The organism is Streptomyces sp. NPDC037410, assembly GCF_055602235.1.
Genome location: NZ_JBVJWR010000031.1, coordinates 17,669 through 29,968, shown reverse-complemented (window position 1 = coordinate 29,968; position 12,300 = coordinate 17,669). Strand labels below are relative to the sequence as shown.

The window sequence follows — 12,300 nt, the reverse complement described above, 5'->3', positions numbered from 1 at the left end:
CCCCAGATCACTCGTGGGGCACGAGGGCGACAGGGGCGCGGCTGTGGTGCAGTACGGCGTGGGCCACACTGCCGATGTGGGCGCCCAGCGTGGAACGCCGAGTGCGCCGGCCCACGATCACCAGGTCCGCGTCCCCGGAGGCCTGCACCAGCTCCAGGCCGGCGGATCCGATCACCACGCGCGCGGTGGCCGTCACATCGGAGTACTTGGCGCGCCACGGCTCAAGGAGATCGTCCAGGGAACGCTCGATCTCGGGGGCCACGGCGAGCCGGACGTCCGGCACCATGGCCGGTCCGAGCGTGCCGTAGAGCGGAAGCTGTTGTGCGTGGACGACGTGCAGGACTCCGAGCCGTCGTGCGGCCGCCTCGAACGCGAACTGCAGGACGGCATCGGCGGGTTGCTGCGCGTCGATCCCGACCGTGACGGAGCGGCGTGGTGAGGCGTCGCCATGGTCTCGTACGAGGACGACGGGCCGGTCGACGACACCGGCCACGGACAGTCCCACCGAGCCCACCAGATAGCCGGCCACACCGCTCAGCGCGCGCGAACCCAGGACCAGGAGCTCGCCCTCCTCGGCCGCCGCGACGAGGCCCGGCACCGGCCCCGAGGGGATGAACCTGACGGTCACCGAAAGCCCCGGGCGCCGCGCGCGCAGCCGTTCGGCGGTCCGGGCGAGCAGCTCCTCGGCCCACGGCTCCTCGGACGCCCGTGCCGCGAACGGGGCGACGGACTCCGGCCACGGTTCCCTCGCGTGCACCAGACGCACCCCGGTGCCGCGAAGCATGGCCTCGTCGGCCGCCCACTCGGCGGCCGCGTCGGCCTGCTTCGTGCCGTCGATGCCGACCACGATGCCCTGCGTCATGACCGTCCACCTCCTGATGTGATGTCATCGTTCTCGTAGCCCAGCCGGGTGCGGGAGACCGAGACGACGCCGTCGACCGTCGCACACATGCGCTCGATCGCCGGGATCATGCCCCGGTACGCCACGGTGCCGCCGAGCTCCACCCGCCCGTTGCGCACCTCGACGGTCAGGGCGGCCGTATCGAGGCGGAGAGTGCCGACGAGTACGTCCTCGGTGATCTCGCGGCGGATGTCGTCGTCCTCACGGAGGAAGACTCCCAGCAGGTCGCGGCGGCTCACGATGCCCACCAGCCGGTCGCTGTCCTCGACGACGGGGAGTCGCTTGACGCCCTGTACCTCCATGAGCCGGGCGGCTTCCACCACGGTCCAATCGGGCCGGGCGCAGACGGCGGGTGCCGACATCAGCTCCTCCGCGCGCGTGCCCTCGGCCTTCGCCCGCTCCCACGCCTCGAACCCCGGCACGGCAGGCAGGTCTCCCGGTGCGGCGGCCTGGTCGGCGGTCTTGCGCAGCAGGTCGGCCTCCGACACGACACCGATCACGCGATTCGCTCCGTCCACCACCGGCACCGCGGTCACCCGGTTCTGTGAGAGCACCCGCACGATCTCCTTGAACGGAGCGTCGCCGTGGACACTCACCACCTCACGGGTCATCAACTGGCCGATCCTGCGGTGACGCATCACCCGCTCCTTCCGTGCATGGACGCGCCCGCGTCCGCCTCCGGCACCACGCCGAGCAGCCGCCGGTCGTCGTCGACGAGCGGGACTGCCGAGATGTCGTGGTCGGCGAGGAGCCGGGCGATGTCCTCGAACCCGGTGGTGGGAGCGCCGGTGACCACGTCGTGCGTCATCACCTCGAAGACGGGCCGGTGCTGCATGACGCTCCTCCCTTCACGGGATGCGAGGCCCGGTGCGTCCCACAGTGCCGCGCGGGCCGTGCCCGGCAGCAGTGCCGAATGGTCCCCTTCCGGGACTGTTGGCCCCTGTGAGGCGGGCCGACCGGCGTGCAGGATGAAGACAAGGCGGTGCAGTCTCGGAGGACGCCGCGTCCGCGCGCTCGTGCCGGGACGCGCTCGTGCCGGGAGGAGAGGGCCATGACCGGAACCGGAACCAGAACACGACACAGCCGGGACGGGTACCGCGCAGGGCTGTGGGCCCGCGTCGGCGACCGGCTGATCGTCGGCGGCGCCACCGTCGGGGACGAGGGGCGCGACGGGGAGATCGTCGGTCTGCATCACCAGGACGGCACTCCTCCCTTTGACGTGCGGTGGTCGGACACCGGACGGGTCACGCTCGTCTTCCCCGGCCCCGACGCGCGTGTGCAGCACTTCCCGCCGTCCGGCCGGGAGGCGTGACCCGGGCCCGCGGGCGCGGTCACAGCGGGCCGCCGCGGCTGACGACTCCGACGGGGTGTCCACCGCCGTCCACCACGGGAAGCCGCTTGAGACGGCCCTGCTCCATCAGCCGGGTGGCCCTCGCGAGCGTGGCGCCCAGCGGAACTGTGGCGGGCGGAACGGACATCGGGTGGACCGCTGTCGATCCGCCGGTGCCCTCTTGGGCGTCGCCCGGGACCTTGCCGAGCACGTCCGCTCCGACACCACCCGTGCGTCATCACGTCGTCGACGGTACGCGGATGCTTCATGACGGCCTCTGATAGCCCGGTCCTGCGAGGTCCTGTCGCACGGGTGCGTGTCACCACGAATCTGCGCCGTCGGGCCCCGGGAGGGAAGGGCCGAACGGGGTCCGGAAGGGCCCGGTCAGCCCTCGCATGCGAGGGCACGGCGTGGTTGCCTGAAGGTGAGGAAGGACCCGCGTGAGGACGCGGAGCAGCGGTCTCGTACCGCGCACCGCGCAATCAGGATCCGCGAGAAGCGGATGGGTCCTTTCTCCCGTCGCGTCTGCGCGCAGCCGCCGACCGTGCTTCCGGATGCGGGTCCGGTCCGGGCCGTGCGGACCGGGGCCGGGACCGACCGGCCCTATCGAGGCACCGCGCCCGGTGCGAGCGTGGCAGCGGGCCCACTCATCCGTGGAAGGCGGTGGGGACGATGAAGTCGCCCGTGGTGGTAGGCGTCGACGGTTCCGACGGCAGCCTGACGGCCCTGGACTGGGCGGTCGACGAGGCAGTACGGCACGGACAGCCGCTGCGTATCGTGCACGCCTCGCTGTGGGAGCGGTACGAGGGAGTGGTACCGGCCTGGAGCACGGACCGGCCGTCGGGCCAGGTCTTCGCGGAGAACATCGTCGGCATCGCGGCGGAACGGGCCCGGCGCCGCTCGCCCGATCTCACCGTCACGACGGATGTCCTCGCCGAGGACGCGACCACGGCGCTGCTCACCGCAGGTCAGGAGGCCATGCTCCTGGTCGTCGGATCCCGAGGGCGGGGAGAGCTGGCCGACCTCCTGCTCGGATCCGTCGGTCTCGTCGTCGCCGCCCGGGCTCACGGCCCGGTCGTCGTCGTCCGTGGGGACCGGCAGGCCCTGGAGGCGCGCCACCAGCGGATTCTGCTGGGCGTCGGCGATCACGACGTGGACGCGCCGGCCGTGCGGTTCGCCTTCCGCGAGGCAGCCGTACGAGACGCGGAACTCGACGTCGTACGCAGCTGGCGACGACCGGCCCACGGACCCGTCGACCACCCGCTGCTGGCCGGCGAGCCCAGCGCGCACCTCGAGCACCGAGCCTCGGAACTCCTCGACAAGGCCCTGGAGGCGACGGCGAGTGAGTACCCCCACGTACGGCTGCGCAGAAGCACGGTCGAGGGCCTTGCCCACCGGGTGCTGACCGAGCGCTCCGCCGCCGCCGACCTGATGGTCGTCGGGGCGCGACGCCAGGGCCGAATGGTCGGCCTGGAGCTCGGCAGGGTCGCCCACCGTGCTCTGCACCATGCTGCGTGCCCGGTCGCCGTCGTTCCGCGGCACGACCCCGTCGCCTCGGAGGGAGACCTGTGATGAACCCCGCAGACCGGCACCACATGAGCGACCTCGGCCGCCGGGTCGAGGCCAGGCGCACCCGCCTCGGCCTGTCCCGCGAGGAGGTGGCCGCACGCGCCGGATCCACACCGGGCTACATCGCCCTCCTGGAAGAGCAGCTGCCCGCCCCCGCGATCGAGTTCCTGGTCCGGCTGGCGAACGCACTGGACACGACGGTCCAGGACCTCACCGGATACGCCACGGATTTCGCGCCCGGAAGGGGTAGGGCCGGGTATCACGCCCGGATGGACGAGATCGACGCATCGGAATGCTGGGAGCTGCTCGACGACCATGGCGTCGGCCGTGTCGCGGTCACCGGCCCCGACGGGCCGGAGATCTTCCCCGTGAACTACCAGGTCGTCGGCAGGGAGGTCCTGTTCATGACCGCGGCCGACGCGCCGCTCACGCGCGCGGCGGAGTCCGGCGCGGCGATCGCCTTCGAGGAGGGCCACGTGGACGAGGCCTTCAGCCAGGGCTGGAGTGTCCTCCTCGTCGGACCCGTGCGCAGGGTGTCCGACCCGGATGCGGCCCGGACGCTCGAAGGCGCGATGTACTCGGCGCCATGGGCCGGAGACGGGCGGAACACGATCGTGCTGCTCTCGCCTCGCCGGGTGACGGGACGACGCGTCGTGGTCCAGGGCGCTCCCGGGGTGCCGTCCGCCTCCGACTCCTGACATGTCGGCGTCCGGCCCCGTACGGCAACGCTTTCAGGCCCCCTGCCCCGCCTCCGGAAGAAGGGGCCGTGCAGGTCTCGGTGGGGGCCGAACGGCCCATCCGGGCACGGTCCAACGGATGCGAGCCTGAGAGGGCGATTTCCCGGGGGCGTATCGCGAGGAGGAGACCATGACCAGCGAGATCCCCGGCCGACCGGAGTTCGGCGACGTCGTCGTGGGAGTCGAGGGATACCCCTCCACACGTTCCGCGGCGCTCTGGGCCGTCGCCGAAGCCGACCGCCGGGGCTTTCCCTTCCGCTTCGTCCACGCCGCCGGCACCGACCGGTGGGCCTACTGGGCCGGCTCCGAGACGGTCCAGGAGATACGCGAAACGGGCCGCGACTTGCTGATCGTCGGACACCACGTGGAGACGGGCACGAGCACCCCCGGCATCCTCATCGAGGCGAGCAGCCGCACCGACCTGATCGTCAGGGGCCGGGGCCGCCGCCCGCTGGGCGTCGGGCCGTCCCTGGGGCGCGTTGCCCACGCCCTGATCCACCACGCCCACTGCCCGGTGGAGATCGTCCCCACCGCCGGCCGTACACGGGACGAGGAGCCATGAGCGACGTCCTGATCGGGATCGACCCCCGCGAGCTGTCCGTCCCCGCCCTGGTCTGGGCCGCTGACGAAGCCGTACGCAGAGGTGCCCGACTGCGCCTGGTCGCCGCCGTGCCACCCGTACACGACCGCCTCCGTTTCGACGCGCTCGCCCACCAGAGCTCCCTGCGCATCCGAGCGGAGTCGGCGCTCGCCAACTCGCAGGACCTCGTACGGGAACTGCACGACGGGCTGTGGACCATGACGGAGCTCGTCGACGGACTGCCGGCCACCGTGCTACGTGACAGGACACGGGGCGCCGCGCTCGCCGTGGTGGGCTCGCGCCGGCTCGGCAGGGCCGCCGAGGTCCTCAGTGAGGGCTCGGTGGCCGTCCCGCTGGCCGCGCGCGCCGACTGCCCCGTCGTCGTGATCCGCGAGCCGGAGCACATCGCTGTCCACCCGCCGTTGATCGTCGTCGGCGTCGACGGCAGCAGGGACTGCCGGGCCGCCGTCGGCTTCGCCGTGGCGGAAGCGAGCCTGCGCGAGGCACGGCTCATGGCGGTCTGGGTGTGGCCCCGGCCCCTGCTGTCGCGCGACGGCGAGGCCGAGGGCCTGGCCGACCGCCGTCGGCTGCTCGCCGAGTCGGTCGCCGGCTGCGCCGCACGCTACCCGGACGTCACCATCGAGCAGGTGATCACGCGAGGTCATCCCGTCGAGGAACTCGCCCATGCCTCCCGGGAGGCCCTGGCGGTGGTCGTCGGCCGCAGGGGTCGAGGAGGGTACTCCGGCATGCGGCTCGGCTCCACGGTCCACGGCCTGCTGCGCCACGCCGCCTGCCCCGTGATCACCGTTCCCCTGCCCGAGGCGGGCAGGACGAACGGAACCCCTGGCGGGGCCGATCGGTCCCGGCCCCGTGCGGACCGACCGGCCCCGACGGGGTGACCCTCTCGGCACTCGGGCGCCCCGGCCCCGGGCGGCACAGTGGGAGGACGAGACCGGCTCCCGGACCGCGGTCCGGATCCCCTGAGAGGTGAGCTCGATGCAGCAGATCCGGATCAGCCGCCGTCCCCAGCCGACCCCCCGCCCCCGCCCCCTCGACCTGCGGACGCCGTCCGGCCGCCCGCTCCCGTACTGAGAGCACTCTCGTACCGAGACCACTCGTACTGAGGGCACGGTGAGAATCGTGGAGACACCATGGGACCCGTGGAACGGGTCGTACCGTTCACGGAGCTGGGCCGGCACGACACCGGACGAGGCCAACCCCATGATCGGCTGGCGCGGCGCGAGCCGGTACTGCAGCGACGGCCACCGCGAGGGATTCGCCCTCGAATGCCGTGCGCTGAGGCGGGTACGAGACGTGATGGGACTGACCAACGTCGTCGTCGTGATCCCCTTCTGCCGGACCCTCGGCGAGGCCGACCGGGTGCTCGCCGTGATGGCGGAGGAGGGCCTTGCGCGCGGCGAGAACGGACTGAGCGTCTACGTCATGGCGGAGATACCGGCCGACATCATCCTGGCGGAGGAGTTCGCGGAACGCTTCGACGGGTTCTCCATCGGCAGCAACGACCTCACCCAGCTCACTCTCGGAGTCGACCGCGACTCCGAAGCCCTCGCCCATGTCTTCGACGAACGTGACCCGGCCGTCGTCCGCAGCATCCAGGCGCTCGCCGCCCGCGCCCACACCGTCGGCCGCCCCGTCGGCCTGTGCGGGCAGCGGCCAAGCGACGATCCGGCGTTCACCGCGTTCCTCGTCGAGGCAGGCCTCGACTCGATCTCGGTGGCACCGGACAGTTTCGCGGCGGTCAAACGCCATGTGGCCCAGGCGGAGGCGACGCTCGACGCGAGCCCCGGACGAGGGGAGTGAACATGCCGCGCAGGACACGACGCCGTCCCTCCCGGGACACCGAGCCACCGCTCCGTCGGTCCGAGCGCCGGGAGGCGACGGGCGAAGGGCTGCCCTGGGGGCCCGGGATGTCACCACGACCCGCGGCTATGAGCACGCGTCCTCGGCGTCCGGTGCACACCGTCCGGGTGTCCGCGGTCTTTCTCTGACCGTGGCGGCCCGATCCGATCGCAAGCAGGGGGGCTGGAAAGGAGGACACGGCCATGACGTCGGTGCGCTGCCCATCTGTGGGCCGGACAACCGGCTCCACGGCATCATCACCGACCGGGACATCGTGGTGAAGTGCCTCGCCAAGGGCAAGGACCCCCACCACATACGGCCGGACTGCTTGCCCAAGGCAAGCCGGTCACGGTCGACGCGGACGCCGACAGCGAGCAGGTGCTCCGCACCATGCAGGACCACCACATCCGCCGCGTACCCGTGATCGACGACCATCGCCTGGTCGGCATGATCAGCGAGGCGGGCCTCGCCAGGCATCTGCCGGAGGAACGGGTGGGCCGCTTCGTCGAGAAGGTCTGCCGCTGACCACACGGGCAGCGGTACGCGTCGGAGGACAGGTGACCGCATGCCGGAACGTGCCGGTCGTACGGGCGGGACGCCCGCCATCGAACTGAGCCGGCTGACCAAACGATACGGATCGGTCCTCGGCGTCGACTCGCTGTCGCTGACAGTGGCGGCCGGGGAGGTCTTCGGTTTCCTCGGCCCCAACGGGGCCGGGAAGACCACGACCCTGCGCTGCCTCGCCGGGCTGCTGCGCCCCACGGCGGGCCGTGCGAGGGTGCTCGGCCTCGATCCCGTCGCGAACCATCCGCGACTCGCGCCCGAACTCGGCTACCTACCCGGTGAGCTGCGCTTCTACCCCGAGCTCACAGGAGAGGAGACGCTCGAACTGCTGACCGCGCTGCAAGGCGCCCCGTCGCCCCGCCGACGGGAGCTCTGCGCGCGCCTCGACCTCTCCGACAGGGACCTACGACGGCCCGTCCTGGGCTATTCGCGGGGCATGAAGCAGAAGCTGGGGCTCGTCCAGGCCCTCCAGCACGACCCCCGGCTCGTCGTACTGGACGAGCCGACGGAGGGCCTCGACCCACTCGTGCAGGAGACCTTCTACGAGCTCATGGCGGAGGCCGCCGCGGCCGGGCGCACGGTGCTGCTCTCCAGTCACGTCCTGCCGGAGGTGCAGCGAGCCTGCGGGCGGGTCGCCATCATCCGCGAGGGCCGGCTCGTCACCGTCGAGCGGGTCGCCGCGCTGCGCGAGGCCCGGGCGAGAAGGATCAGGGTCACCCTCGCAGGCGGAGGCGACGCTCCACGGAGCCTCGGGGCCGCCGACCGCTGGAATCCGCGGTGGCAGGGCGACCGCGCCGAACTGCTCGTCCCGCCGAGCGACATCACCGCCACCCTGCGTGAACTGCTCGCCCTCCCCGTCGCCGACATCACCGTGGAGGAAGCGGGCCTCGACGAGGCGTTCCTCGACCTCTACCGGGACGGCGGCCACGATCGGGACGGCGGCCACGACCGTACGGCCGAGGGACCGTCATGAACGCCCGCCTGCCGCTGTTGTGGCTCGCCCTGCACCGGCGACGCCGTATGCTCACCGCTCTCGTGATCGGCATGGTGGCCTTCGAGACGCTCATCGTCGTCGTGACCAACACGATCCCGCCCGGACAGCTCTTCTCCGGCGGCGGCAAGGGACCACCGTCGGCGTACCGGGCGTTCAGCGGCTCCAGCGGGGACGTCTCGATCGCCAGCTACCCCGGGCTGCTCGGCGCGGGACTGGTCCATCCGTTCTGGATCGCCCTCCAGCTGACCGTGATCGGCTCCCTCGCCGCCGCCGCGGTCGCCGCCGACGTGGAATCCGGCACGATCGAGCTCGTCATGGTCCGGCCCGTCACCCGTGCGCGGCTCCTGGCCGAGCGCACCGCGGCACTGCTCGTCGCCTCCGCCGCGCTGACCGCGGCCGGCACCCTGACCGTCGCGGCCGGGGTGGCACTCTCACCGGACATCCACGCGGACGTCGGCCTCGGGGGCGTGGTGGCGGCCGGGGTCATGGGGTACGCGTTCGTCCTGTGCGTGACAGGACCCGCCCTCGCGGTGTCGGCGGCGGGACGGCGACGGTCCGAGGTCCTGGGGGCGGTCATCGCGATCGGCGCGATCGGGTTCGCCGTCAACTTCATCGCTCTCGCCTGGGAGCCGGCAGCACCCCTGCGGTACGCCAGCCCGTTCCACTACTACACCCCGGGTGACGCCCTCGCGCGGGGCGCGATCCTCTGGCCGAGCCTCGCGGTACTGGTCGGCGTGGGGGCCGCCGGGTTCCTCGCCGCCCACGTGCTGCTGCGCCGCCGCGACCTCGCCCCGTGAGGCGGTGAGTGCGCGGTGTGGAGGTACGTGGGCCGGTCGGTCCCTTCCCGATACGGCCCATTCGGCCCTCCCCGACAGCCCCTTTGGGCACTGCGCCGTGCGAGGGCGGGGCGGGAGGGTGGTTCTCGGGGGCCGAACCCGGATCTACGACCTGATCCACCCACCAGGCTGATCTCGGGACCCGCGGACGAGGAGCGGAACGATGACCGGAGACAAGGTGGAACGCAGGCGCAGCCTCTTCCCCGACTTCAACGACTGGTTCAACCGTGAGTTCCCCGGGCTGCCCGGATGGCGTCCCGGTACCGCCGCGCACTCCATCCCGGTGGAGGTGTCCACGGATGACGACGGGTACGTGCTGCGGGCCGAGCTGCCGGGAATGGACCCGGACGACATCGGCATCACCGTCGACGACAACCTCATCACGGTGAGCGCTGAGCACAGCGAGAGCACGGAGGACAAGGAGCACTCGGAGTTCCGCTACGGATCCTTCCGCAGGACCGTACGGCTCCCGGCCGCGATCCCCGCCGACGACGTCCATGCCTCGTACGAGGACGGCATCCTCACCGTCCGTATCCCGATGCCCGAGGAGAAGCCCGAGATCCGCCGGACCATCCCGGTACGGCGCGCCGACGGCGGAGGCAGGGGAGCGACGTCATGAACGCCAAGCGCGTCCTGGTCGCCTACGGCAGCAAGCACGGCGCGACCGCCGGGATCGCCGACGAGATCGGGAAGACCTTGCGGGCCGACGGATTCGACGCGGTCGTCCTGCCCGCCGACGACGTCAGTGACGTCAGCGGCTACGACGGAGTCGTCCTGGGCGGAGCCCTCTACGCCGGGCGCTGGAACGGCACGGCCCGCCGGTGTGCCCGGCGCAACGCCGACCAGCTCCGCCGCCGACCCGTCTGGATGTTCAGCAGCGGGCCTGTGGACAGCTCCGCCGAGCAGCACGACATCCCGCCCGTGCCCGGCGTCGCCCGCCGCATGAAGAAGCTCGGCGCGCGCGAGCACGTCACCTTCGGCGGCGCTGTGACCGCCGAGACGTCAGGTCCGATCGCCCGGTCCCTGGTCCGTCACGGGAAGGGCGGGGACTTCCGGAACCCGGAACGGGTCCGCGCCTGGGCACACCACATCGGAACCGAGCTCGGCACTACGCGCTGAGACCTCGGGCGGGCCCGTCCCACCCCGGAGGCGCGACATGAGGCACCACGAGCAGTCGGGCCGCGAGCCCACCTCGGCCGGGAACGGACCGGCCGGGCGTCGCGTCCTGATCCTCGTCCTGGCGATCGCCGTGATCTGCGGAGCGGTCGCCGCCGGGAGGCTGTGGAACGCCGGATCCAGGGCCGACCGTGAACTCGCCGTCCACCGTCACCAGGTACGGGCGACCACGACAGGACGGGCCGAGGAACCGCCCGTCGCCGCCCGCCTCGGCGCACACCTGCGGTTCGTCGCACCGGCGTCGTGGGAATACCCGGACCACGTCCGTCGGTCCGGGACCGTCCCTGTCCCTCCGCAGACGCCGCTGGGCAGCACCGTGACCGTCTGGGTGGACGACAGTGGTGCCCCCGCTCGCCCGCCGGGTGGCACCGCGGAGCGCGCGCTGACCACGCTCGCGGGTGGCATCACCGCGGCAGGTGCTGTCGCGGCGTCCGGCGCGGGTGTTCTCTTCCTCGTACGACGGCGCGCCGAAGGCCGCCGGCTCGCGGCCTGGGAGCATGAGTGGGAGCAGGTGGAGCCCGTCTGGTCCGGCCGCCTCCGGCGGCGCAGCGGCCCCGGGCCCGGCGATGAATGACCGCGCGGGCGGCCGTGCCGCCGAGCGGCAGACCACGGGACCGGGTGAGGTACTGCCCTTCGACCCCAGCGAGCCTCTGCCCCGGCTGCGCCGTGAACTCGCGACCGGGCCGGACGGGTTGTCCGCACGCGAGGCCGCCCGCCGCCTCGCCGTCCACGGACCGAACGAGGTACGGCGCAAGGCACGGACCTCGTTCGTACGCGAGCTGACCAGCCAACTGATCCATCCCCTGGCCCTGTTGCTCTGGGCGGCGGCCGCGCTCGCCTTCGTCGCGGACCTCGCGGTGCTCGGCTGGGCGATCCTGGCGGTCATCGCCGTCAACGCAGCCTTCGCGCTGCTCCAGGAACGGCAGGCGGAGCGCGCCGTCGAGACCCTCGCGCGCTACCTGCCCGAGCACGCCCTCGTCGTACGCGACGGCAAGCCCATGACGGTGGAGGCCCGCGAACTGGTGCCGGGCGACGTGATCGTCCTGGAGGAGGGTGACAAGGTCCCGGCGGACGCGCGCGTCACCGAGGGCGGGGTCGAGGTCGACCTCTCGATGCTCACGGGGGAGTCCGTACCGGCCGAACGGATGGCCGCCGCCGGGCTCCTCGGCGCCCCGCTCCTGGAGGAGCCGAACCTCGTGTTCAGCGGGACGACCTGCGTCGAAGGACAGGCCCGGGCCGTCGTGTTCGCCACTGGGCATCACACCGAGCTGGGCCGGATCGCCGCCCTGAGCCAGCGCACCCGGCGCGAGGCGAGCCCCCTGGAACGGCAGGTCTACGTGCTCTGGCGCGCGGGCTGGCAGCTCGGCGATCCGACAGGAACCGGCAGCCCCCTGCACCACGCCTACGTCACGGCCACCACGGCCACCTTCGCCGGCATCGTCACCTGCCAGGTCGGCACCGCCTTCGCAGCGCGTACCGACCATGCCGCCCTCCGTGCCATCGGGGTGTTCTCGAACCCGCTGCTGCTCGCCGGCATCGCCTTCGAACTCGCCTTCACGGCCGCGCTCGTCTACGCGCCCCCGTTGCAGCGCCTCTTCGGCACCGCTGCCCTTCCCTTGGATGTCGTCCTGCTCGTCGCTACCTTCCCGGTCCTGGTGTGGGGCACGGACGAACTGCGACGGGCCTGGCGGCGCCGGCAGCGATCGTCGCCGACGATCAGGACAACCGCGCGCGTGGACACCCCTCGGTGAAG

At 72.4% G+C, this 12,300-nt stretch carries 17 protein-coding genes; 13 read left to right on the top strand and 4 right to left on the bottom strand.

Annotation, left to right across the window (positions count from 1 at the left end; genetic code table 11):
• Positions 1–7: 7 nt before the first annotated feature.
• Genes ACZ7HT_RS34205 through ACZ7HT_RS34195 form a run of 3 tightly spaced genes read right to left on the bottom strand, consistent with a single transcriptional unit; the run spans position 8 to position 1,736 of the window.
• Positions 8–862 carry a universal stress protein gene (locus ACZ7HT_RS34205; RefSeq protein ID WP_471173244.1) on the bottom strand — a complete coding sequence of 285 codons (855 nt, stop codon included), beginning with the start codon at positions 860–862 and terminating at the stop codon, positions 8–10.
• Positions 859–1,539 (bottom strand): CBS domain-containing protein, encoded by a 681-nt coding sequence (locus ACZ7HT_RS34200; protein ID WP_471173242.1) that lies wholly within the window; start codon positions 1,537–1,539, stop codon positions 859–861. Before ACZ7HT_RS34200 ends, ACZ7HT_RS34205 begins: the two co-directional genes overlap by 4 nt.
• The gene (locus tag ACZ7HT_RS34195) at positions 1,539–1,736 is read right to left on the bottom strand and encodes a CBS domain-containing protein (RefSeq protein ID WP_471173241.1); all 198 of its coding nucleotides are present in this window, start codon (positions 1,734–1,736) and stop codon (positions 1,539–1,541) included. The genes ACZ7HT_RS34200 and ACZ7HT_RS34195 overlap by 1 nt, the downstream gene beginning before the upstream one ends.
• Before the next feature lie 216 nt (positions 1,737–1,952).
• On the opposite strand from ACZ7HT_RS34195, the gene ACZ7HT_RS34190 reads away from it, so the two are divergent.
• The gene (locus ACZ7HT_RS34190) at positions 1,953–2,213 is read left to right on the top strand and encodes a DUF1918 domain-containing protein (RefSeq protein ID WP_471173239.1); all 261 of its coding nucleotides are present in this window, start codon (positions 1,953–1,955) and stop codon (positions 2,211–2,213) included.
• Between the two features lie 19 nt (positions 2,214–2,232).
• Here ACZ7HT_RS34190 and ACZ7HT_RS34185 read toward each other — a convergent pair whose 3' ends face one another.
• Positions 2,233–2,442 carry a CBS domain-containing protein gene (locus ACZ7HT_RS34185; RefSeq protein ID WP_471173237.1) on the bottom strand — a complete coding sequence of 70 codons (210 nt, stop codon included), beginning with the start codon at positions 2,440–2,442 and terminating at the stop codon, positions 2,233–2,235.
• Positions 2,443–2,903: 461 nt separating this feature from the next.
• Here ACZ7HT_RS34185 and ACZ7HT_RS34180 point away from each other — a divergent pair, with 461 nt between their 5' ends.
• From ACZ7HT_RS34180 to ACZ7HT_RS34125, 12 genes are all read left to right on the top strand, one after another.
• Positions 2,904–3,803: a universal stress protein gene (locus ACZ7HT_RS34180; protein WP_471173235.1), complete on the top strand. Its 900-nt coding sequence runs from the start codon at positions 2,904–2,906 to the stop codon at positions 3,801–3,803.
• Entirely contained in the window at positions 3,803–4,498 is a 696-nt protein-coding gene (locus tag ACZ7HT_RS34175; RefSeq protein WP_471173233.1) for a helix-turn-helix domain-containing protein, read from the top strand. Before ACZ7HT_RS34180 ends, ACZ7HT_RS34175 begins: the two co-directional genes overlap by 1 nt.
• Positions 4,499–4,667: 169 nt before the next feature.
• Positions 4,668–5,099 carry a universal stress protein gene (locus tag ACZ7HT_RS34170; RefSeq protein WP_471173231.1) on the top strand — a complete coding sequence of 144 codons (432 nt, stop codon included), beginning with the start codon at positions 4,668–4,670 and terminating at the stop codon, positions 5,097–5,099.
• Positions 5,096–6,016 carry a universal stress protein gene (locus ACZ7HT_RS34165; protein ID WP_471173229.1) on the top strand — a complete coding sequence of 307 codons (921 nt, stop codon included), beginning with the start codon at positions 5,096–5,098 and terminating at the stop codon, positions 6,014–6,016. The genes ACZ7HT_RS34170 and ACZ7HT_RS34165 overlap by 4 nt, the downstream gene beginning before the upstream one ends.
• 241 nt (positions 6,017–6,257) lie before the next feature.
• Positions 6,258–6,938, top strand: a complete 681-nt coding sequence (locus ACZ7HT_RS34160) for a putative PEP-binding protein (RefSeq protein ID WP_471173227.1) — start codon at positions 6,258–6,260, stop codon at positions 6,936–6,938.
• A 321-nt stretch (positions 6,939–7,259) separates the two neighbouring features.
• Positions 7,260–7,502 (top strand): CBS domain-containing protein, encoded by a 243-nt coding sequence (locus ACZ7HT_RS34155; RefSeq protein WP_471173225.1) that lies wholly within the window; start codon positions 7,260–7,262, stop codon positions 7,500–7,502.
• A 40-nt stretch (positions 7,503–7,542) separates the two neighbouring features.
• Entirely contained in the window at positions 7,543–8,514 is a 972-nt protein-coding gene (locus ACZ7HT_RS34150; RefSeq protein WP_471173223.1) for an ABC transporter ATP-binding protein, read from the top strand.
• Entirely contained in the window at positions 8,511–9,332 is an 822-nt protein-coding gene (locus ACZ7HT_RS34145) for an ABC-2 transporter permease (protein ID WP_471173222.1), read from the top strand. Before ACZ7HT_RS34150 ends, ACZ7HT_RS34145 begins: the two co-directional genes overlap by 4 nt.
• 202 nt (positions 9,333–9,534) lie before the next feature.
• Entirely contained in the window at positions 9,535–9,990 is a 456-nt protein-coding gene (locus ACZ7HT_RS34140; RefSeq protein WP_471173220.1) for an Hsp20/alpha crystallin family protein, read from the top strand.
• Positions 9,987–10,490, top strand: coding sequence for a flavodoxin domain-containing protein (locus ACZ7HT_RS34135; RefSeq protein WP_471173218.1), 504 nt, complete (start codon positions 9,987–9,989; stop codon positions 10,488–10,490). Before ACZ7HT_RS34140 ends, ACZ7HT_RS34135 begins: the two co-directional genes overlap by 4 nt.
• A 37-nt stretch (positions 10,491–10,527) precedes the next feature.
• A complete protein-coding gene (locus tag ACZ7HT_RS34130; protein WP_471173217.1) occupies positions 10,528–11,121 on the top strand; it encodes an Rv1733c family protein in 594 nt (197 codons plus the stop codon).
• Positions 11,114–12,298 (top strand): cation-translocating P-type ATPase C-terminal domain-containing protein, encoded by a 1,185-nt coding sequence (locus tag ACZ7HT_RS34125; protein WP_471173216.1) that lies wholly within the window; start codon positions 11,114–11,116, stop codon positions 12,296–12,298. The genes ACZ7HT_RS34130 and ACZ7HT_RS34125 overlap by 8 nt, the downstream gene beginning before the upstream one ends.
• Positions 12,299–12,300: the final 2 nt, after the last annotated feature.